Source organism: Pseudokordiimonas caeni, assembly GCF_026719705.1.
Classification (GTDB): domain Bacteria; phylum Pseudomonadota; class Alphaproteobacteria; order Sphingomonadales; family Kordiimonadaceae; genus Gimibacter; species Gimibacter caeni.
The window spans coordinates 656,437-676,528 of record NZ_JAPPRR010000002.1 but is presented as its reverse complement, the minus strand read 5'-3'; the positions used below and the strand labels follow the sequence as shown (position 1 = coordinate 676,528).

Sequence of the window (20,092 nt, the reverse complement as noted above, 5' to 3'; positions counted from 1 at the left end):
CTACCCTCTGTAAAGCGCGACCCCCCGGATGGGCGCACGCCGCCCCCTTGCCAAAAGCCGCCGGGCTTGCGAGAAAGCGGGCAGAGAAAAAGTCCCCCAAGGAGTCCGGACATTGGCGACCAATCCTGCCCATCTCGAGGCGCTGCGCGGCGAGCTGAAAGCGCGCGGCCTTGACGGTTTCATCATCCCGCTGACCGACGAGCATATGAGCGAATATGTCGGTGCCTATGCGCAGCGGCTGGCATGGGTCACCGGCTTCAACGGCTCGGCCGGCAATGCTGTCGTGCTGCTCGACAAGGCCGCCATCTTCGTCGATGGACGCTATACGGTGCAGGTTGCCGAGGAAGTGGACGACAAATATATCGAGCGCCACCATTTCGAGAAATTCCCGCTCCTGAAGTGGGCGGTCGAGAAAGCGCCGAAGGGAGCGAAGATCGGCTACGATCAGGAACTGGCAACCGTGGCCTGGGAAGCCCTCGCCCGCGAGGCCTTCGCCATGAAGGGGATCGAGCTTGTCGCGGTGGACGGCAACCCCATCGATGCTGTCTGGACAGACCAGCCCGCCGCACCGCTTGCCCCCGCCGTTGGCCACGATCAGGGCTATACGGGCGAATCCGCTACTGAAAAGCGCACGCGCATCGCGTCTGACCTCAAGGCCGCGCATGCCGACGCTGCTGTCATCACGATGCTTGATAGCGTTGCATGGGCATTCAACATCCGGGGGACGGATGTTTCGAACACGCCGGTGACCCACGCCTTCGCGCTTCTCAATGCCGACGGTACGGGTGACCTGTTCATCAACGAAGCCAAGGTGACGGACGCCCTGCGCACCCATCTGGGGAACGGCGTACGCCTGCGCCCGCGCGACGAATTCTACCCCGCCCTGGCGGCCATGGGCAGCAAGGCGGTCCTTGTGGACCGCGCCACCAATAATGCCAAGGTCTTCGCGACCCTGAAGGCGGCAGGCGCCAAGCTGATCGAGGAAAAAGATCCCTGCGTACTGATGAAGGCACGCAAGAACCGCGTTGAGCAGCAGGGGGCGCGCGACGCCCATGTACGCGACGGCGTGGCGGTCAGCGAGTTCCTGCACTGGCTGTCGGTCGAGGCACCGAAAGGCGGGCTTGACGAGCTGAAAGCCGCCGACAAGCTTTGGTCCTTCCGCCAGAAGCAGGGCATGCTGAAAGACAAGAGCTTCGACACCATCTCCGCCGCCGGCCCGCACGCAGCCCTCCCGCACTACCGCGTGAGCGCAGAAAGCAACCGTCCGATCAAGGTGGACGAGATTTATCTCGTCGACAGCGGCGGCCAGTATCTGGATGGCACCACCGATATCACCCGCACCATCATCGTCGGCACACCGTCAGCCGAGATGAAGGACCGCTTCACTCGGGTTCTGCGCGGCCATATCGCCCTGAGCCAGACCCGTTTCCCCATCGGCACCCCGGGCCGGGCGCTTGATTCCATCGCGCGCCGCCCCTTGTGGGAAGCCGGAGTGGACTATGACCATGGCACCGGTCACGGCGTGGGCTCGTATCTTTCGGTGCATGAAGGGCCGCAGCGTATCGCCAAGTTCGGCACCGATGTGCCACTGGCCGAAGGTATGATCCTGTCGAACGAGCCCGGCTACTATAAGGTCGGCGCCTATGGCATCCGCATCGAGAATCTGGTGATGGTGCAGCCGGTGGGCGACAATACCGAATGGCCGATGCTCGGCTTCGAAAACCTCACCTGGGCGCCCATCGACAAGAACCTCATCGATATCGCCCAGATGTCGGCCGCCGAAATCGCGTGGCTCGATGGCTACCATGCCGAAGTGCGCAGCCGCATCGCGCCGCTGATCGCTGAAGAAGCCCGGACCTGGCTCGAAGCTGCCACGGCCCCCCTCGCCGCCTGACCGGTCATTCCGCAAAAAGCAAAGGCCCGCCCAAGGTTCACCCCTGCGCGGGCCTTTTCTTTCAGGTACGCATGGCGGCGAGCGCGCGGGAAAGGCTGGCAGCCAGTTCATCCGCCTTGCCGCCGAGCATATCGACCGTGCCCCGTGTTTCATCGGACGACTGACGCACCTTGCCCACAAGCGTCCCGATCCGTTGCAGGGCGTCGTCGGTGCGCCCCACTTCTTCGGACGTCAGTTGCGCCGCGCGGGCAATTTCGCTGACCGCTGCCGTCTGTTCTTCGATGGCCGCCGAAACCGACGTGATGTTGGACCTGATCTGTTCCATGAAACGGGCGACTTCATCGTTCACCGCAACGGCCCCTTCAGAGGCAGCCTTGATCGAATCGACCAGCTTGGCGATATCGCCCGCTGCCGTGGCCGACTGCCCGGCGAGATTTTTCACCTCGCTTGCCACCACGGCAAAGCCCTTGCCGGCCTCGCCGGCACGAGCGGCCTCGATGGTGGCGTTAAGGGCAAGGAGGTTGGTCTGTTCCGAAATGTCGCTGATCATCTGCAGCACATTTGCCACCTCGTTGGCATAATCCACCAGCGTCTGGATCGAGGCTCGGCCACGCTCGGCGCATTCGCTTGCCGAATTCGAAACCCCGGCGCTCGCATTGATCTGCCGCGAGATCTCGCTGATGCCTGCCGCCACTTCGTCGGTGCTGGCCGCTACCGTTCCCACATTTGCCGCCGCCATGCGGGATGCCTCGGACGATTGCTGCACGCTCGTATCCGCTGTCGAGGCTTCGCTGGCAAGTTCCCCCGACCGGCTGCCGAGTGACGCGGCAAGCGTGCGGATTTCCTCAACGAGCCCCCGGACGGAAGCCTCAAGCTCCTCGGCAACCTTCAGCCGTTCCGCACGGCGGCGGGTCTGGCTTTCCTCGAAGGTGGCCGTCGCCTCGTCCTTCAGCCGGGCGGCCTCGCGGGCATATTCCTCTGCCTCGGTACGGGCCGCATCGGCGGCAATCTGCGCCTGACGGGCGCTTTCAGCTTCAGCCTGCGCAAGTGCCGCTGCGTCGTGCGCCGCTTTCTCGGCCGCCTCGCCAAGCTCGAAGGCGGCTTCAAGTTTGCGGATCAGCAGGAAAAGGGCGACGGTTTCAAGCACCACGACAACAGCATGCAGGATCACACGGCCAAAATCAGCCCCGTCGGGAAAGACCCACGCCGGCACCAGGAAATTGAGCAGCAGGTGATGCACTGCCGTCACCCCCGCCGCCAGCAGCACCGCGCGCCAGTCACAAAGCGCAGCGGCGATTGCCAGGGCGGCGAAGAAATACATATGGATGTCGATTTGCCACGGATGCCCCCGGAAGACGAACACCAGAAGGGCTGCCATCAGCACATAACCGCTGACGAACAGATAACGGAACAGGGACCCATGACCGGCTTTCCAGTAAGCGAGGGTAGGGCCGAGGCAGAGGAAGACAGAGAATGCAATCTCTCCGGCCACGCCGCGCCCTTCGGGCGCCACAAGGAAGGCAGCAAGCGCCACAACAGGTACATGCAGCCACAGAAGCAGCATCAGCCAACGGGAAAACTGGGAGCGAATCTTGTCAAGCATGGGATCAATCCATCAATGTCGCGGGCCCGCAGCCACGAAGGGCCGAGCCGTCGAAGGTGAGAAGCGCACCGCGTGCGCGCGCCCTGGCGGGTGGGATCGGATGTGTACTTTCAACAAGAATGACGCGGGGGGCGATAACAGCGACCAGCTCTGCGTCCAGATCATCCAGAAGCAGCCACGCCGTCTGGGCCTCGACACCGTGGTCAAGCACCAGGAGAAGCCGCTTGCTGTCCGAAGGGTTGGTGAGAAGGACGAGAAGCCCGACGAAGCCCGAGAATATATAGGCCCCGACCCAGAACCATGTCTGGCAGGCGCGAGGAAAAGTAGCCGCAGCAACTGCAGAGGCTTTCAGCATCAGCACACACACTCCGGACCAGCGACCCCCATCGCCCAAGCCCTTTTATAGTAGAAAAGGCTTAACGCGAAGAAAACGGGACTGCGGCGCTATGTCTCAACTTGGTGGCCGCTTTGCGTTATGATGGTTTTACGCACAGGAAGGCTTTCGGGATCATCTCCATGTCAGCGCCAGATGCCAGCCCCCATCTTAAGACGCTGCCGCCCAACCGGGCCGGCCGCGATTTCCTGCTTGGGGACCTGCACGGCATGGTGGATGAACTGACCGCCGCCATGCAGGCCGCTGGGTTCGACAGATCGCGGGACCGGATCATATCGGTCGGCGACCTGATCGACCGCGGGCCGGACAATCTTGCCGCCCTAAGGCTGACCCGCGAGCTGTGGTTTTTCGCCGTGCGCGGCAATCATGAGATCATGATGCTGGAGTCAGGCGATGACGAGGAAGCCGCTGCCTTCTGGTATGCGAACGGTGGTCGCTGGTTCACGGGGCTTGGGCTTGCCGAGCAGGAAGAAGCGCTGACGCTTGCCAAGGCCTTGCCCACGGCGATCCGGCTGGAACGTGCGGGCGGCAAACCCATCGGCATAACCCACGCCGAACCGCCGCCCACCGGCTGGCGCTGCATGGAGGAAACGATCGGGGAAGCGGACTTCCGCTGCCTGCTGATCTGGTCTCGCGACACGATCCGCGGCGAGCGCGACGCACCGGATGACCCGGCGGTGGCGCTGTCTGTCCACGGCCACACGCCCATCAAGGCACCGAAGCGCATCGGCAACGCGCTCTTTATCGATACAGGCTGCGTTTACGGCGGCCCGTTGACGCTGATTGAGGCTGAAGAGGCAATTGCTTTTGCCTAAACCTCGGCGGCGCGGGTCTCGAAGCTTGTGGTGATGTCGGCGAGGGCACCGAGCTGCACGGAGGCCGAACAGTATTTTTCCTTCGAAAGCTGGATCGCGCGCTCCACATGCTTGTCATCAAGATTGTGGCCAACGACGACGAAATGCGCATGGATCTTGGTGAAAACACGCGGCGGCTCGGGTGCGCGTTCGCTTTCAAGCTCAACCCAGCAGTCGACGACCTTCTGGCGGGCCTTTTTCAGGATCAGGATGACATCGATGCTGGAGCAGCCGCCCATGCCAAGAAGCAGCATTTCCATCGGGCGGATCGCATGGTCACGGCCGCCGGAATCAGCGCCGCCGTCCATCACCACAGAATGGCCCGAGGGGCTTTCGCCGATGAAGGTCAGGTCGCCCGCCCATTTGACGCGGGCCTTGCGCGGGGTGTCGCTCATGCCATTTGCTCCGGAATCTTGAAATCACTCGTCCCTGATCTGCCACAGGGCGGGCGGTCTTTCCAGCCCATAGATCAGCGGGATGCAGATTCGGCTGATCGCAAGGCGCTGTCCGTTCATCGCAAGGCACATGCACGCGGGCCCGCGACCCGCTAGGGTCTCCTCAAGAACAAGGAGCCATATTTAACGAATTCTCCGACCCGGCCCGGACACGACAGCGGCCACTTCCTGAACCAAGCACCGAAGGCACCTCAGCCGCGCGGTTTATCCGCTGCGGTTTCCTTCTTTTCGGCCGCATCCGGCTTTGCCCCCAGATGGACATAACCTTCCTCGCGCGCCTTGCGCATCTGGCGCTGGCGTTCGGCGAAGCGGGCCTTCTGGTCGTCCGATAGCTCGTCATGGCAATGCGGGCAGGTGACGCCTTCCTCATAAAGCGGCGAAGCGCGGTCCTCCGCCGACAGCGGCCGGCGGCACCCGCGGCAGAGCGTATAGTCGCCGGTTTTCAGCCCGTGGCCAACCGAGACGCGCTCGTCAAACACAAAGCATTCGCCTTTCCAGCGGCTTTCCTCGGCCGGGACTTCCTCCAGATATTTCAGGATGCCGCCTTCAAGGTGATAAACCTCGTCAAAGCCCTGTTCCTTCATCCAGGCGGTTGATTTCTCGCAGCGGATGCCGCCCGTGCAGAACATGGCAACCTTCGGCTTGTTGTGAAGGCCCTGATAGTTTTTCGCCCACGCCGGAAACTCGCGGAAGGATCTGGTGTTGGGGTTCACCGCCCCCTCGAACGTGCCGATGGCCACTTCGTAGTCGTTGCGCGTATCGATCACCACCACGTCCGGGTCATCGATCAGGGCATTCCAGTCAGCAGGCTTCACATAGGTGCCGACAATCTGGCGCGGGTCGATGCCATCGACCCCCATGGTGACGATTTCCTTCTTCAGCCGCACCTTCAGCCGCCGGAAAGGCTTTGCGGCCGCATGGCTTTCCTTGAGGCTGAGGCCAGCGAGGCGCGCATCAACGAGAAGGTCATTTTCCAGAAATGCCCGAAGATCGGCCGCGCGCCCCGCGATGGTGCCGTTGATGCCCTCGCGCGCCAACAGGAGCGAGCCGACGATGCCCTTTGCCTCGCCCGCCGCCTGCAGGCGTGGCTGCATATCGCGCCAGTCATCCAGCGCGACGAACTTGTAGAGGGCAGCAACAAGATAACCGGGATCGTTTGCAGCTTTTGTCATGATAGTCAGGCCCTTCCGGGGGTGTGCATTTCCGAGGGCATTGAATAAACCTCGCAGGCCCATCCTGCAAGACAGCGGTAGCGAGTGCGACAAAATGCGCTCATGCGATTGATTTGCAAGGATCTTTCTTTTTTGTGCGCTGCGGTGGGTCTATACTGCGGACAACTCAAAAGTGCGGAGAAGAGCGATGAAGGGCAACCCCGGCGTCATCAAACATCTGAATGTCATCCTCAAGAACGAGCTGACGGCCATCAACCAGTATTTCCTGCATGCCCGCATGCTGGATAACTGGGGCATGAAGTCGCTCGGTCATCATGAATATGAGGAATCGATCGACGAGATGAAGCACGCCGACAAGCTCATCGAACGCATCCTCTTCCTCGATGGCCTGCCGAACCTGCAGGACCTGGGCAAGCTGATGATCGGCGAAGACGTCAAGGAAGTGCTCGGCTGCGACCTCAAGATGGAGATTGCAAACCATACCGATCTGAAGGACGCCATCAAATATTGCGAGGAAGTGCAGGACTATGGCAGCCGTGAGCTTCTGGAGCGTATCCTCGAATCCGAGGAAGAGCATATCGACTGGCTGGAAACGCAGCTGGACCTCATCAAGCAGATGGGCCTCGAGAATTACGTGCTGCTGCAATCGAAATCGGCAAGCTGAAGCGCGGGTTATAGGGCAGCAGCAACAAAAGAAAAGGTCCGCGATTGCGGCCCTTGTTTCTTGTATTTGGCGCTCGCGCTATTCAGCCGCGAGATAGCTGACCTTCGGAAGTTCCTCATCAAGGATCTCGTTGGCGCAGTCGCGGCAGCAGCCGCAGCAAAAGGACCCGCCAAGCGCCTTGTAGGCATCGTCAGCGCATTGCACACCGCCGGCGCTTACCGCCTGGCGGATGTCTTTATCTGTATAACCGTTACAAAGGCACACATACATGGGTCTGGACCGCTCTTGTTATGCGAATGTTTCTCAAAGTCATTAGCGGAACAAGGGAAGGTCGTCAAGCGGATCAGGATGGCGAATTGCGGCACGATATGGCCGCGTCCTGCAAGTGATTGTCAGGAAAAGAATCTCGGCAACGGGCAAAAAAAAGGGAGGCCCCGGCCTCCCCTTCCATTAATTCAATATGTGCGGCGAGATCAGAGAACTTGCAGCGAATCAGCCGACATGCGGCCGCGGCGGTCTTCCGCCATTTCATACTGGATCTTCTGGCCGTCACGCAGGCCTTTCAGACCAGCGCGTTCAACCGCAGAAATATGAACAAACACGTCGTTGCCGCCCTCGTCCGGCTGGATGAAGCCGAAACCCTTGGTGGCGTTGAACCATTTTACAGTACCGGTAGCCATTGTAGCGTCCTTTCAGGCCTTGTGCCGGACAATGGGAAGCGGCCCTGATGCCAACTTCCGATGCCGGATCGTCAAAGTGCACCCGCGTTCCTTGGGGACGATTTCCGGTTAGTGCAAAGTGCCAAGTCGCCAGCAGAGCCTAGGACATGTCTTCGCATTCGTAAAAGCCGTCTCAATCCTCGAATGCCCGAATATTGTTAACGGGACTGTGGATAAGTGCAAGTGGATTCACTTTGCCGTGTGCATGAGGCCCGCACCCGTTACTTTTTTGCATCAGGCAGGCAAAAAGCGGCCGAACCGGCCGCCCTTTCAGACAGTTAACAAAAATTAACACATAGCCATCCCGCGACATTCACCCACAGCATAAATTGTAATTAAATGTCCATTTTTTGCGCGCAGTGGAAACTTAAGAAAACATTACGTTGATCGCATAGCGAGAGAGTTGAAATTTATTAAAATACTGTTAATCTGATCACGATTTCCTGAGTACTGCAGATACCCTTAACCCCTTTGGGAGGCCAACATGCTTAGCAAGGCACTTGGCGCTCTGGCAGTTGCTTTTTCAATCGCACTGCCAGCCAGCGCAACGACTTTCAATTTCGCGGGCGGCGGCGGTAATGCTCCGTCTTACACCTTCGGCCCCACCGACGGCCTGACCGTGACAGCAACGGCCGGCTATGCTTTCGGCGGCGATATCTATGACTATGGCCAGGTCTATCAGGGCGGGTACGGCCTTGGTGTGGACCTCGGCATCGCTGACGGCCCGTATGTTGACGGCACGCTTGCCAACAACGCGCTCGTTTTCGAATTCAACCAGTCGGTCAATCTCGAATCCCTCTCGCTTTCGCTCTTCAACACCGAAGGCTCATGGTTCCTGTGGTGGTATATCCCCGAAACCAATGACGAGTTCGACATCTATAATGGCAACGGCGGCTGGTCGCTCGTCAGCAGCGAAAACACCGACAACCCATACGGGTTCGGCGGCGGCCTGACGACCAACAAGTTCGCCATCACGGCAACCGACCATAATGATGACTTCAAGGTTTACTCGCTGACCGTCAGCGGTGCGATCCCGGAGCCGGCCACCTGGCTGATGATGATCATGGGCTTCGGCCTCGTCGGCATCGCCTCGCGCCGTCGCACCGGCCTCGTCCGCGCCTGATCGCTGGACATATCAGAGCCAGTCAAGAAGCGGCCCCGCAACCGGGGCCGCTTTTTCTTGTCCTTCCGGCTTCGAGACATTGGCCAGAACTAAAAATCAAGTCGACCACATTTTGTCATATAATGAGCCATTACTGATTCGCAGCCATGGAGACCCGGCCAGACTCGCCGCTCAGAGCCACTCTCCGGGGACTCGTACCAGAATGAGACACAATGAAGCGGGCAATATTCAATTTCAGCTAATTTTATTTCAAAAGCTGAAGGTGCCTCATCTTCCCTTTGCTCGTCTTGCCCGCAAATGTTAACAGAAAGTTAATCAAGACTTTTGTTCGAGTATCCATTCGTAACTATACAAGCCCGAACCGGGCTCAGGAGGCTAACATGTTTGGTAAAACTTTAAGCGTAATCGGCCTGACTGCCCTGATGGCAGTGCCGGCCAGTGCCACCACCTTCGATTTCACCGGCGGCGGCAACACCCGCACCACCTCGCTGTATTTCAGTGAAGATGGCATCGGTCTCACCGTGACTGCCGGTTATTTCGATGGCGACAACGTTAACCAGTATTATGTCACCCCGGCCGTTGGCCATTACAGCCCGGGTCTCGGTGTTGACTGGGACACCGACACCGGCAAGTGGGACAGCGACGAAGATCCCGATCATGAAGTCGACGGCGACAATCGCAACGACCTTCTGATCTTCACCTTCGACCAGGAAGTCGAGCTTGAAGAAATCCAGTTCTCCATGTGGGATGCTGAATGGAAATGGAGCCACCAGTCCGGCTGGTATCTCAAGGAAGGCAATGACGAGTTCACGCTTTTCTCGAGCAACCCGTGGGATAACCTCGGCACCAACTACAACCCTGATTCGGTAAACGGCAACGGCGTTGCGGTTTATGCCTTCAACTCCGGCTGGGTCACCGACAAGTTCGGCGTCGGCGCCAGTGACAGCGACGATGAATTCAAGATCAAGTCGCTGACCGTTTCGGCCATCACCAGCGGTATCCCGGAGCCGGCCACCTGGCTGATGATGATCATGGGCTTCGGCCTCGTCGGCATCGCCTCGCGCCGCCGTTCGGTTGCCTCCATGGCCTGATCCGCAATCACGGTCCAAGATCAACGGCTGCCAAGCCTGATCCGTGTGAAGGGCGGTTCCTCCGGGAGCCGTCCTTTCTCTTTTTGCCCCATTTTGAAACAGATTGTGGGCGGTGAACCGTCACAACTGGCAATTTTATTTCAAATTTTATCTTTTACCCGATCCTGCCTTGGATGAATGGTTTTCACATGTTAACCAACCGTTAATTTTCAGGCTAGTTCGAGTACCTTGAGTTTTAATTTTTCCCGTTGGAGTTAACTATGATCCGCAAAACCCTTGGCGCCCTTGCCGCGCTCGCATGCCTCGCCGCACCGGCAAGTGCTGCTGTTAATACCTTCGATTTCACCGGCAGCCCTTCGATTGCCAATGAAATGTCCTTTACCGCTGACAACGGCCTGAATGTGACCGTGACCGGCTACGAGCTTTTCTATATCGGCCTCGATTTCCTGCCCGACCAGGTCAGTCAGAACGCTGCCGGCCTCGGCGTGCACGGCTATCCGCAGGACGACAACGAGCTGGATGGTGACCTTCTCACCACCGAAGCCCTCGTTTTCGAATTTGATTGGGCTGTAACCGCCCAGTCGATCGCGCTCAGCCTTTTCAACACCGAGACCGAGAGCTTCCTGTGGTGGACCTTCCCGGAAGCCGCTGACGCCTTCAATATCTACAGCTTCAATAATGGCAGCTGGTCGCTGTTCGACGGCAACGTCGGCGAAAACCCCTATGACTTCAACGGCGGCCTCGGCACCCAGAAGTTCGCGATTTCGGCTCATGACCTGAACTCCGATTTCCGCGTTGCCGGCCTTACCGTTTCGGCCATTCCGGAACCGGCTACCTGGCTGATGATGATCATGGGCTTCGGCCTCGTCGGCATCGCTTCGCGTCGCCGTTCGGTTGCTGCTGCAGCCTGATCCGCGAAACGCCTAAACGAACGTTCAAGGGCGGCCATTGGCCGCCCTTTTCGTTTGCGCACGGGGCTTTCCTTGCCTTAGGCTGCCGCCTCACAAACAACCAGAACCTATGGGGGAACCATCATGCTCAGAACATCTGTGAGCGCGCTTTCGCTGCTTCTCGCCCTCGCCGCGTGCGAGCCCGCCGCCCAGAAGAACGACAGCACCACCGCAGCACCCGCCGCCGAAAAACCGTCATCGGAAGCCGAGGTCGCGCGCCTTAACGCCTTCTTCGAAAAGGCGATGCAGGACCAGCTGGCGCTCAACCCGCTCTATCAGGAAAGCCTTGGCGACCACAGCCAGCACGACAAGTGGCCGAGTGCGACCGAAGAAGCGTTCGAGAAGGAACTGGCGCTGACCAAGGCACAGCTCGCCGAAGCTGAAGGCTTTGACGCAAGCGTCCTGCCGGAAGCGTCTGCCCTCAGCCTCACGCTCTTCAAGAAGCTGTGGAACCGCGACATCGAGAACGCCAAATACAAGAACGACACCTACGTCTTCAACCAGATGTACGGCGCTCATACCCGCCCGGTAACACACCTCCTCACCGTACACCGCTTGGAATCGAAGGAAGATGCAGAGGCCTTTGTCACTCGCCTCGCCACCTTCGACACTTATATGGGCGAAGAAGTAGACAGGGCGCTTCGTGCTGAAAAGGCCGGTGTCCTGCCGCCCAAGTTTGTCTATCCCCGCGTTCTGACCTCGATCGAACGCATCGTTTCGGGCGCGCCCTTCGATGACAGCGGCAGCGATAACGTGCTGCTCGCGCACCTGAAAACCAAGATCGCCGACATCGAGATGAGCGATGAGGACCGCGCCGCCATCATCGCGAACGCCGAAAAAGCCCTCGTCGAGCATGTGAAGCCGGCCTACGACCACGTGGTCGCCGAGCTGACCCGTCAGGAAGCGATCGCGACCGAGGATGCGGGCGTCTGGAAATTCCCGGACGGCGAAGCCTTCTATGCCCAGAAACTGAAGGATTATACGACGACCGGCCTCACGGCTTCGGAAATCCACCAGATCGGCCTCGATAACGTGGCGCGCATCCACGCCGAGATGGAAGCCATCATGAAGAAGGTGAATTTCGAAGGCAGCCTCAAGGACTTCTTCGAATTCACCCGCACCGACGACCGCTTCTTCGTGGAAGACAGCGAAGAAGGCCGCAAGCTCTATATCGATACGGCCAAGGGCTATATCGATCAGGTGATGGAGAAGGCGCCGGAATTTTTCCACCGCCTTCCGAAAGCCCCGCTTGAGGTGCGCGCCGTCGAGAAATTCCGCGAGACCTCTGCCGGCAAGGCCTTCTACCAGCGCCCCGCGCCCGATGGCTCGCGCCCCGGTGCCTTCTATGCAAACCTCAAGAATGTGCGCGACATGCCGCTCTATCAGCTTGAGGCACTGGCCTATCACGAAGGCGCACCCGGCCACCATTTCCAGATTGCCGTGACGCAGGAACTGGAAGGCGTTCCGCTCTTCCAGCGCTCGGCCGGCTTCACCGCCTATTCGGAAGGCTGGGGCCTTTACACCGAGGAGCTGGGCAAGGACATGGGCTTCTATCAGGATCCCTACAGCGACTTCGGCCGCCTGGCGATGGAACTGTGGCGAGCCTGCCGTCTGGTTGTCGATACCGGCCTTCACGACAAGCGCTGGACCCGCGAACAGGCGATCCAGTATCTGATCGACAATACCCCGAACCCCGAGGGCGATTCGATCGGCGCAATCGAGCGTTACATCGTCATGCCGGGTCAGGCCACGGCCTATATGATCGGCAAGCTGAAGATCATGGAACTGCGCACCAAGGCACAAACCGAGCTTGGCGACAAATTCACCTATGCCGATTTCCACGATGTGGTGCTGAAGCACGGCTTCCTGCCGCTTGATATCCTTGAGGAAAAGGTGAACGGCTGGATCACTGCCACCAAGGGCTGATCTGCCGACAAAAAATGCGGAAAGGGGTGACTTCGGTCGCCCCTTTTTTTATTTCGGGTCAGATGCCTGCGAGAAGGGCCCGTGTGCGGCGCCGGGCCATCACGGCTGTGAGGCCGAAGCCCATCAGCAACATCACCCATGTCGCGGGTTCGGGGATGCCGCCTGGCAGGATGGTCAATGTCAGATTCGACGCGGTAGCCATGCCCGAAAGTCCGTCGCCATAGGAATAGGCAATGTCACCATTGCGCATGTCAAAATTGTTGAATGTGTCGAGACTGTCAAAATTGGCGTCGTAAAACAGCACACTGTAGGCAAGCGCCAGCAGACTGACGTTCGTCACGGCCAGCCCGTCCGCAGAACCCTGCACCGGCATATCCGTCCCGAAGCCGAATTCGATATAGCTATATTCATAAAAGAAGGTCAGCTGCATCCGGGACCCTGCGCCGCCAGTGTCGGGATACACAAGCGACACATTGCCGATCACCAGCTGGGTCAGCGGCAAGGCATAGATCGCTTCATAGATGAAATCCCCCGTGATCGGATCAAGCGCCGTATAGATGGCGTCGTCGGTCGTCGCCGTCCCGTCTGCCTCGAAACGCGCCTTGAAAGTTCCGCCGCTTGGCGAGGACAGGCCAAAAAGCCCGGCCTGTTCCGCCGAAGCAAAGTCCAGATCGCCGGTGATCTGATAGGTATATGCCTCGGCTGTACCCGCAACACCAAAGCACAGCATTCCTGCAACGGCGGACAATCCGAATTTACCCAGCATCGTTCACGCCTCCCGATAGGCTTCATCCATGCGGGAAATATAGCCGAGCCGGGATATCCGGGTGTTGACCATGATCAAACCGGCGACCGCCCGACCCAAAAAAGCGATTCGCCCGGGGGACGTGAGATGCAACTCACGCCATGCGTCAGCGAAACGCCAAATCCTCCTTATGATTCAATAAGAAAATTCGAATTTTAACAAAATCCGTCGGGCCGTTTCCCCGAAAAGGCGCCGCATCCTATGCTTTCATCACGGTAGAAGACTGTGAGTGTAAGGTAGTTTTATGGCGCATCAGGGACTGAGCACCGACGATTTCATCAACTGGGCTGTACGCGGCAATCGCAATGCGATCATCGCTGTTGCCGGCCTTGTGCAAACCAATCCGCATCTGGTGGACCTTTCCGCCAACACGCCCTTGATGCTGCGCCTTGTGCAGTGGGTGTTTGCCAACCAGACGGCCGAACAGGCCCGCCAACGCCAGCCGCAGCGGATCCCCGCTGCCATCTGACCCCGGCCCGCACGACAGCTCCCAAAGAAAACCCCGCTCACCGGCGGGGTTTTGTGTTTTTCGGATAGTCGCACGCTGCCCTATTCCTCGTCCGGCATTTCCTCGGCCGTGATGCCCTGATAGTCGCTGCGGTCATACCGCTTGCCACGCTTCACGGTGAAGCGGATATCCCGGATATTGGCAAGTGACGCGAGCGGATCGCTGCCCGTAACGATGAAATTGGCGCGCTTGCCAGCCTCCACCGTCCCGAACGTATCTTCCTGCCCCAGAATGCGCGCGCCTTCGTATGTGGCCGCCCGGATCACGGCCCCCGCCGGCATGCCGACCTTTTCGTTCAGCAGCACCAGTTCGTCATAAAGGGCGGGGAAGGCGGCCTCGCGCGGCGGCACCACATCGGTACCAGCCACAATCTTCACGCCAAAGTCATAGGCCTGTTTCGTCAAGGTCGCCGCAAGATCCGCCGTGCAATAGGGCTGCTTCATCTTGGGGTTCGCGGCATAGCGGTCGTCCATCTCGCGGTAAACGCGGATGGTGGCATCAAGTGCGATGCCTTTCGCGGCCATGTCCCTGAAGATTTTCGCCATCACCGGATTGTCCCCGCCCTGCAGCTTTTCGGTCTCGACCGGGCGGCGGTCCTTGTAGGTGGTGGGACGCGGGTTCATCACCTGATAGGCCAGATAACAGGTATGCGAGATAACATCGACGCCTGCCGCCACCACATCTTCGGGGGCCGAGGGAAAGACCATCCCGTGCGCCCAGACAAACATCCCCTGCCGGTGGGCCTCCGCCGTGATGCGCTTCAGTTCGGCCGGGTGCAGGTTATCGTAAAGCTTCACCGCAATCGCCGAGGTGCCCTTGGCCCGCGCGATGGCAAGCGGCATGTCGGTTTCAGGCGTGATCGCCTGCATCCAGGGGGCGGTGCCGGGCTTCACACCCCTGGCGGCCGCTGCCGTGCGCGGGTCATCAAAAAAGTCGGGGCCGGCCATCAGCGCGGCATAATAAATATCGGGCGCCACGATCTCGCCCTGCGCCGAAGCCCGCGCATAATCGCCCACTGCCCGCAGGTCATCCGCCATGATGCGCGCCGCGGTGATCCCGCCATAGAGATCGCGCCGCATCTGGGCAAGCGCACGGGGATGATCCGGCGGCGTTGCCATATGCTGGTGACTGTCAACAAGACCCGGCATGACATAGGCCCCGCCAAGGTCAACAATATCGGCGCCTTCGGTATCCGCCGCCGTCAGGCTGGCCGCCGGCTTCACCGCCTGGATCGTTTCGCCCTCCACGATCACCGCCATATGCGACCGGGAAGCCCCGCCCTTGCCATCAATCACTGTGGCATCGCGGTAGACGGTCACGTCCGCCGCAATCAGGGGCGCCGCTTCCCCGGCAAGAATGGTGGCGGCCATACCGGCAACCATAAGACAAGCTCTGGTGAACATACGATCCTTTCAAATCCAGCACATCCCGCCACGCCGGAAACTGCACTCATCCGGCCTGCACCGCTCTTTCCTTGCGAACGTTCAGTTCATTGCGGGTTCGGCCGCCAACAGCGTAGCTCCAGAGGGTCGGGCTAAGCCACTCGGCAAACTTGGACAAGTAAAGGATGCTGCCCACCAGAAGTACAGGGTGAATGAAGAAAAAGACTGGATAAGCCGGGCTTGCGCTGCTGCCGAACCAGGCCTCGAAGAGATTCCAGTAGATATGGATAAGCGGTACATGGGCGGCAAACAGCGCGAAATTATAGGGATTGAGCCGCTTGAAAACCGCCGCGATTCTCGGATAGGCGAAATACCGCCCGAGCCACCAGGTTCCCGGCAGCATGAAGAAATCCGCCACATCGGTGAGGATCGTGGCAATCCGTACATTCTGCCCGTAGTACATGAACCGGATGAGCGCACTGACAAGCAGCAGACACAGTGCCGCCACCAGATATTTGCCGCCATGCTGTTCGATGTGATCCAGCCACTCCGGTTGCACGACAAGATAGGCGCCAAGTGCAAATCCCGCGCAGATCGACCAGGAATAAAGGACCGGCACCTGCACCTGTCCTATCTTGAGTGCCGCAAAAATGAGGAACAGCAGTGGCCCCGTCCGCCGCACCAGCCACCATATGAGGGGTGACAGAAGCAGCAGCACAAACATGCTGCGCGTGAAATACATCGGCACATTCACCGGGAAGGTCGTTATGCCGAGCACGCTATCCACGAGCGGCCAGATTTCAAAGTCGCCCAGCTGGTGCCCGTATTCACTGCCAAGGCCGAAAGACTGGAGAACGGCAACCAGCAGCGAGAAAGGTACTGTCCATATCAGGAAAGGCACAAACAGGCGCCGCGTCCATTTGCGCACGCTCTTGCCGTACGGAGGCGCCGGCTGCGCACCAAAGACCAGAAGCCCGGTGATCATTGTCAGCACCATCATGCCCGGAATCATCGTCTGGGAGGCAATTTTAAGGAACAGGATCCAGTCGCTGGAAAAGACTGGCAGGGTCCGGTCCGGATCGGATTGGTAAGTCACCAGCGGCGGCAGGTGAAATATCATGATCCCAAGAACAGCAAAAATTCTCAGGCGGTCTATGCGTTCGGCATATTCCCTGTTGGCGCGGATATTGAAGTAACCCGCCTCGCCCACAACCCCCGCAGCAGTTGCCATATTTTCACCCCCAAGTAGAAATGTGGCGAAAATATGGCATACCAGTACGGCGGATTTGTCAAATTTTAATTGATCAGCCCACTTCTTCGGGGCTGAAGTCGAAGGTCTTGTTACAGAACTGGCAGTTCACGGCGATCTTGCCGTCCACCACCATATGGTCCTTGTCGTCCGCGGAGAACTGGCCGAGCACGGCCAGCAGCCGCTCGCGCTCGCAGCGGCAGCCTTTTTCCACGCGGGTGGGATCGAACACGCGAACCCCGTCCTCGTTAAAGAGGCGGAAAAGCAGCTCATCAAGCGTCAGCGACGGGTTGAGGAGTTCGCTTTCCTTCACGCTGTGCATCAGCGTGGAGGCGCGGTTCCAGTGCTCCTGCGTTTCGCGGTCAAGGATACGCTCGCGGCCGGTCTCCCCGCGCGCCAGATGCTGCACCATGATGCCGCCCGCCCGCCAATGGCCCGAAACCGGATCGCGGTCAGCCGCCAGCCGCACGGCGGTCGGCGTCTGCTCGGAGCTTTCGAAATAGGCATGGATCACGTCCGAAAGACTGTCGCCTTTCAGTTCCACGATGCCCTGATAACGCTCCATATCGGCGCCCTGGTCGATGGTGATGACGAGATAGCCGTTCTTCGAGCCAATCAGCCCCTTGAAGGAGGGATTGGCGCCAAAGGTGGCAAGCTTGTCATGGTCGATCTCGGCGCAGGCACGGATATGGCCGGTACCGTCCGGTTTGCGCTCATAGTCCGCCACCATCATCGGGATCGGGCCTTGCGACTTGGTCTGCACCGTTACAATGCCATCGAACTTGAGGATGGACCCCAGAAGACCAGCCAGCGCCGCCATCTCGCCAACGATACGCTCGACAGGCTCGGGATAACCATGGGCGACAAGAATCTGGTCAGCCACGGTGCCAAGGCGCACGGCACGACCGCGCACGTCCATTCCCTCGATCTGGAACGGGCGAATTTCATTGTCCCGGCTGAAGTCCGGGTCCTTTATGACAATCGGTTTGTCGCTCATTTTACTCTCGATCAGAACTTGCCGAGGCACCAGGCGAGGATGGCCTTCTGCACATGCAGACGGTTCTCCGCCTCGTCCCAGACGACGCTGGCCGGACCATCGATCACATCCGCTGTCACCTCCTCGCCCCTGTGGGCGGGCAGGCAATGCAGGAACAGCGCATCGGGTGCGGCATTCGCCATCAGATGGGCATTCACCTGGTAAGGTGCAAGGGCCTTCATGCGCCCGCCCGTGCGGCTGTCACCCATCGACACGAATGTATCGGTCAATATGGCAGCGGCACCCTTGACCGCTTCAAGCGGATCATCAGTCACCGCCACATCACCACCTTCGGCCCTCGCCCATGCTACGGCTTCCGCGTCCGGCTTGTACCCTTCGGGGCAGCCAAGCCGCAAGCTGAAGCCGAACCGGACAGCCGCTTCAATGAGCGAGGTGGCGACGTTATTGCCATCCCCCACCCACGCAAGGCGGCGGCCACGGATGGGGCCCCTGTGTTCCTCGAACGTCATGATATCGGCCATCAGCTGGCAAGGATGCGAGCGGTCGGTCAGCGCATTGATCACTGGCACGCCGCTGCCCTGGGCAAGTTCCACAACCGAATCATGCGCATAGGCGCGGATCATGATGGCATCCACATAGCGGCCCATCACGCGGGCGGTATCGCCCACGGTTTCCCCGCGCCCGAGCTGCATATTGTCGCCCGACAGAACGAGCGACTGGCCCCCCAGCTGCTGCATCGCCACTTCAAAGCTGACCCGCGTACGGGTCGAGCTTTTCTCGAAAATCATGGCGAGCGTATGCCCAGACAGGAGGGCCGGCATGTCCGGCATTCCCTTGGGCCAGCCCCTGCGTGCTTCTTTCCAGCGTCGCGCCACATCAAGGATCAGGCGAAGGGTTTCCCCGCTGAGGTCCTTGAGATCGATGAAATGGCGCAGTTCCACAGGATTGGGCATCACAGTCATAATAGCACTCGTTAAGGTCAGGAAGCCCTGTTGTCAGGACTTCGGCACACCGTTTTGTTTCCAGTCGGTGAAGGCCTGGTCGTAAGTCTCCATCGCTTCATCAAGATGGCTGTCTTCGATGATCAGCGGCGGCAGCATGCGGATCACATTGTCGCCGGCGACAGCCGGGACGAGGCCGCGGTTGATAAGGTCCACCACTGCATCGCGGGTGGCAATATCGGGCAGGCGGATACCGGCCATCAGGCCGCGGCCGCGCACTTCCGAAATCATGTCGCTGTGGCGCTGCTGCAGGGCACCGAGGCGGGCTTGCAGCTTGTCACCCATCTCGATCACTCGGTCGAGGAAGCCGGGCGCCAGCATTTCGTCAAGCACGGCGTTGCCAACCGCCATGGCGAGCGGGTTGCCGCCATAGGTGCTGCCGTGGGTGCCGACGGTCATGCCAAGCGCCGCATGTTCGGTCGCAAGGCAGGCGCCAAGCGGGAAGCCCCCGCCGATGCCCTTGGCTGCCGTCACGATATCGGGTTTCACGCCCGACCATTCATGGGCGAAAAGCTTGCCGGTCCGGCCCATGCCGCACTGGATTTCGTCGAACACCAGGAGGAGGTCATGCTCGTCACAGATGGCACGCAGTTCGCGCATCTTGGCGTCGTCCAACAGGCGAATGCCGCCCTCGCCCTGCACGGGCTCGATCATGATACCGCCGGTTTCCGGCTTGATCGCCGCTTTCACGGCCTCGATATCGCCGAAGGGCACCACATCGAAGCCGTCAACGAGCGGTTCGAACCCTTTGGTGAGCTTTTCCTGGCCCGCCGCCGCGATCCCGGCGAGTGTGCGGCCATGGAAAGCGTTCGCCATGGTGATCATGCGGTAGCGGCCCTTGTTGCCGCGGTCATAATGATGCTTCCGGACCATCTTGATCGCGCATTCGATGGCTTCGGCCCCCGAATTGGTGAAGAAAACGGTGTCGGCGAAGCTCGCTGCCGTCAGCCGTTCGGCGAGGCGGTTGCCCAGAGGAATCTCAAAAGTGTTTGCCGTGTGCCACAGCTTCGACGCCTGCTCGGAGATCGCTTTCACGAGCGTCGGGTGGCTGTGGCCAAGGCACATCACGCCGATACCGGAGTAAAAGTCGAGATATTTCTTACCGTTAGTGTCGAAGAGATACATGCCTTCGCCGCGCTCGAAAGCGACGGGAATCCGGTTGTAGACGGGCATCAGGGGCGTAATCACGCTTGAAACTCCTGGGATGAAAAGAGTGATGGGGCGCCAAGAGGGGCGCCCGAGGCGGGGAGGATGCCGCCGGGGCCCGCCTTAGTCAAGGCGGGTCGGCGTGAAAATTGGCGGAAT

Annotated in this window: 20 protein-coding genes; 8 read left to right on the top strand and 12 right to left on the bottom strand. The window is 59.7% G+C overall.

What is annotated here, in order from left to right:
- The first annotated feature begins 112 nt into the window (after positions 1-112).
- The gene (locus OU694_RS11920) at positions 113-1,894 is read left to right on the top strand and encodes an aminopeptidase P family protein (protein ID WP_308911228.1); all 1,782 of its coding nucleotides are present in this window, start codon (positions 113-115) and stop codon (positions 1,892-1,894) included.
- 61 nt (positions 1,895-1,955) lie between these two features.
- Here OU694_RS11920 and OU694_RS11915 read toward each other — a convergent pair whose 3' ends face one another.
- Together OU694_RS11915 and OU694_RS11910 are read right to left on the bottom strand one after the other, a co-directional pair.
- Entirely contained in the window at positions 1,956-3,497 is a 1,542-nt protein-coding gene (locus tag OU694_RS11915) for a methyl-accepting chemotaxis protein (protein WP_308911227.1), read from the bottom strand.
- 4 nt (positions 3,498-3,501) lie between these two features.
- Positions 3,502-3,858 carry a hypothetical protein gene (locus tag OU694_RS11910; RefSeq protein ID WP_308911226.1) on the bottom strand — a complete coding sequence of 119 codons (357 nt, stop codon included), beginning with the start codon at positions 3,856-3,858 and terminating at the stop codon, positions 3,502-3,504.
- A gap of 155 nt (positions 3,859-4,013) precedes the next feature.
- Between OU694_RS11910 and OU694_RS11905 the strand changes: the two genes are divergently transcribed.
- Positions 4,014-4,706 (top strand): metallophosphoesterase, encoded by a 693-nt coding sequence (locus OU694_RS11905; RefSeq protein WP_308911225.1) that lies wholly within the window; start codon positions 4,014-4,016, stop codon positions 4,704-4,706.
- Here OU694_RS11905 and OU694_RS11900 read toward each other — a convergent pair.
- Positions 4,703-5,140, bottom strand: coding sequence for an OsmC family protein (locus OU694_RS11900; RefSeq protein WP_308911224.1), 438 nt, complete (start codon positions 5,138-5,140; stop codon positions 4,703-4,705). The two genes, OU694_RS11905 and OU694_RS11900, sit on opposite strands and share 4 nt — an antisense overlap.
- Positions 5,141-5,391: 251 nt before the next feature.
- Positions 5,392-6,372 carry an oxygen-dependent tRNA uridine(34) hydroxylase TrhO gene (gene trhO, locus OU694_RS11895; protein ID WP_308911223.1) on the bottom strand — a complete coding sequence of 327 codons (981 nt, stop codon included), beginning with the start codon at positions 6,370-6,372 and terminating at the stop codon, positions 5,392-5,394.
- A 187-nt stretch (positions 6,373-6,559) separates the two neighbouring features.
- Here trhO and bfr point away from each other — a divergent pair, with 187 nt between their 5' ends.
- Positions 6,560-7,036: a bacterioferritin gene (bfr, locus tag OU694_RS11890; protein WP_289504527.1), complete on the top strand. Its 477-nt coding sequence runs from the start codon at positions 6,560-6,562 to the stop codon at positions 7,034-7,036.
- Positions 7,037-7,114: 78 nt separating this feature from the next.
- On the opposite strand, the gene OU694_RS11885 is transcribed toward bfr, so the two are convergent.
- A complete protein-coding gene (locus OU694_RS11885; RefSeq protein ID WP_308911222.1) occupies positions 7,115-7,306 on the bottom strand; it encodes a (2Fe-2S)-binding protein in 192 nt (63 codons plus the stop codon).
- 203 nt (positions 7,307-7,509) lie between these two features.
- Entirely contained in the window at positions 7,510-7,716 is a 207-nt protein-coding gene (locus OU694_RS11880) for a cold-shock protein (RefSeq protein WP_289504524.1), read from the bottom strand.
- Between the two features lie 523 nt (positions 7,717-8,239).
- Between OU694_RS11880 and OU694_RS11875 the strand changes: the two genes are divergently transcribed.
- The 4 genes from OU694_RS11875 to OU694_RS11860 all read left to right on the top strand — a co-directional run bounded on the left by OU694_RS11875 (position 8,240) and on the right by OU694_RS11860 (position 12,845).
- Entirely contained in the window at positions 8,240-8,878 is a 639-nt protein-coding gene (locus tag OU694_RS11875; protein ID WP_308911221.1) for a PEPxxWA-CTERM sorting domain-containing protein, read from the top strand.
- Positions 8,879-9,258: 380 nt separating this feature from the next.
- Positions 9,259-9,969, top strand: a complete 711-nt coding sequence (locus tag OU694_RS11870; RefSeq protein WP_308911220.1) for a PEPxxWA-CTERM sorting domain-containing protein — start codon at positions 9,259-9,261, stop codon at positions 9,967-9,969.
- A 260-nt stretch (positions 9,970-10,229) separates the two neighbouring features.
- Positions 10,230-10,880 (top strand): PEPxxWA-CTERM sorting domain-containing protein, encoded by a 651-nt coding sequence (locus tag OU694_RS11865; protein WP_308911219.1) that lies wholly within the window; start codon positions 10,230-10,232, stop codon positions 10,878-10,880.
- A 123-nt stretch (positions 10,881-11,003) separates the two neighbouring features.
- Positions 11,004-12,845, top strand: coding sequence for a DUF885 domain-containing protein (locus OU694_RS11860; protein WP_308911218.1), 1,842 nt, complete (start codon positions 11,004-11,006; stop codon positions 12,843-12,845).
- Between the two features lie 58 nt (positions 12,846-12,903).
- On the opposite strand, the gene OU694_RS11855 is transcribed toward OU694_RS11860, so the two are convergent.
- Positions 12,904-13,611 carry a PEPxxWA-CTERM sorting domain-containing protein gene (locus OU694_RS11855; protein ID WP_308911217.1) on the bottom strand — a complete coding sequence of 236 codons (708 nt, stop codon included), beginning with the start codon at positions 13,609-13,611 and terminating at the stop codon, positions 12,904-12,906.
- A gap of 283 nt (positions 13,612-13,894) precedes the next feature.
- Here OU694_RS11855 and OU694_RS11850 point away from each other — a divergent pair, with 283 nt between their 5' ends.
- A complete protein-coding gene (locus tag OU694_RS11850) occupies positions 13,895-14,119 on the top strand; it encodes a hypothetical protein (protein WP_308911216.1) in 225 nt (74 codons plus the stop codon).
- Between the two features lie 80 nt (positions 14,120-14,199).
- On the opposite strand, the gene OU694_RS11845 is transcribed toward OU694_RS11850, so the two are convergent.
- The 5 genes from OU694_RS11845 to OU694_RS11825 all read right to left on the bottom strand — a co-directional run bounded on the left by OU694_RS11845 (position 14,200) and on the right by OU694_RS11825 (position 19,975).
- The gene (locus OU694_RS11845; RefSeq protein WP_308911215.1) at positions 14,200-15,540 is read right to left on the bottom strand and encodes an amidohydrolase family protein; all 1,341 of its coding nucleotides are present in this window, start codon (positions 15,538-15,540) and stop codon (positions 14,200-14,202) included.
- Positions 15,541-15,607: 67 nt separating this feature from the next.
- Positions 15,608-16,771 carry an acyltransferase family protein gene (locus OU694_RS11840; RefSeq protein ID WP_308911214.1) on the bottom strand — a complete coding sequence of 388 codons (1,164 nt, stop codon included), beginning with the start codon at positions 16,769-16,771 and terminating at the stop codon, positions 15,608-15,610.
- 73 nt (positions 16,772-16,844) lie between these two features.
- The gene (locus OU694_RS11835) at positions 16,845-17,786 is read right to left on the bottom strand and encodes an Hsp33 family molecular chaperone HslO (protein ID WP_308911213.1); all 942 of its coding nucleotides are present in this window, start codon (positions 17,784-17,786) and stop codon (positions 16,845-16,847) included.
- Between the two features lie 11 nt (positions 17,787-17,797).
- Positions 17,798-18,748: an ornithine carbamoyltransferase gene (argF, locus tag OU694_RS11830; protein ID WP_308911212.1), complete on the bottom strand. Its 951-nt coding sequence runs from the start codon at positions 18,746-18,748 to the stop codon at positions 17,798-17,800.
- A 33-nt stretch (positions 18,749-18,781) separates the two neighbouring features.
- Positions 18,782-19,975, bottom strand: a complete 1,194-nt coding sequence (locus OU694_RS11825) for an aspartate aminotransferase family protein (protein WP_308911211.1) — start codon at positions 19,973-19,975, stop codon at positions 18,782-18,784.
- Positions 19,976-20,092 lie beyond the last annotated feature (117 nt).

Coding starts and splice junctions, on each gene's coding strand:
- OU694_RS11915 (WP_308911227.1), bottom strand. CDS start 3,497: ATGCTTGACAAGATTCGCTCCCAGTTTTCCCGTTGGCTGATGCTGCTT.
- OU694_RS11905 (WP_308911225.1), top strand. CDS start 4,014: ATGTCAGCGCCAGATGCCAGCCCCCATCTTAAGACGCTGCCGCCCAAC.
- OU694_RS11900 (WP_308911224.1), bottom strand. CDS start 5,140: ATGAGCGACACCCCGCGCAAGGCCCGCGTCAAATGGGCGGGCGACCTG.
- trhO (WP_308911223.1), bottom strand. CDS start 6,372: ATGACAAAAGCTGCAAACGATCCCGGTTATCTTGTTGCTGCCCTCTAC.
- bfr (WP_289504527.1), top strand. CDS start 6,560: ATGAAGGGCAACCCCGGCGTCATCAAACATCTGAATGTCATCCTCAAG.
- OU694_RS11885 (WP_308911222.1), bottom strand. CDS start 7,306: ATGTATGTGTGCCTTTGTAACGGTTATACAGATAAAGACATCCGCCAG.
- OU694_RS11880 (WP_289504524.1), bottom strand. CDS start 7,716: ATGGCTACCGGTACTGTAAAATGGTTCAACGCCACCAAGGGTTTCGGC.
- OU694_RS11875 (WP_308911221.1), top strand. CDS start 8,240: ATGCTTAGCAAGGCACTTGGCGCTCTGGCAGTTGCTTTTTCAATCGCA.
- OU694_RS11870 (WP_308911220.1), top strand. CDS start 9,259: ATGTTTGGTAAAACTTTAAGCGTAATCGGCCTGACTGCCCTGATGGCA.
- OU694_RS11865 (WP_308911219.1), top strand. CDS start 10,230: ATGATCCGCAAAACCCTTGGCGCCCTTGCCGCGCTCGCATGCCTCGCC.
- OU694_RS11860 (WP_308911218.1), top strand. CDS start 11,004: ATGCTCAGAACATCTGTGAGCGCGCTTTCGCTGCTTCTCGCCCTCGCC.
- OU694_RS11855 (WP_308911217.1), bottom strand. CDS start 13,611: ATGCTGGGTAAATTCGGATTGTCCGCCGTTGCAGGAATGCTGTGCTTT.
- OU694_RS11850 (WP_308911216.1), top strand. CDS start 13,895: ATGGCGCATCAGGGACTGAGCACCGACGATTTCATCAACTGGGCTGTA.
- OU694_RS11845 (WP_308911215.1), bottom strand. CDS start 15,540: ATGGTTGCCGGTATGGCCGCCACCATTCTTGCCGGGGAAGCGGCGCCC.
- OU694_RS11840 (WP_308911214.1), bottom strand. CDS start 16,771: ATGGCAACTGCTGCGGGGGTTGTGGGCGAGGCGGGTTACTTCAATATC.
- OU694_RS11835 (WP_308911213.1), bottom strand. CDS start 17,786: ATGAGCGACAAACCGATTGTCATAAAGGACCCGGACTTCAGCCGGGAC.
- argF (WP_308911212.1), bottom strand. CDS start 18,748: ATGACTGTGATGCCCAATCCTGTGGAACTGCGCCATTTCATCGATCTC.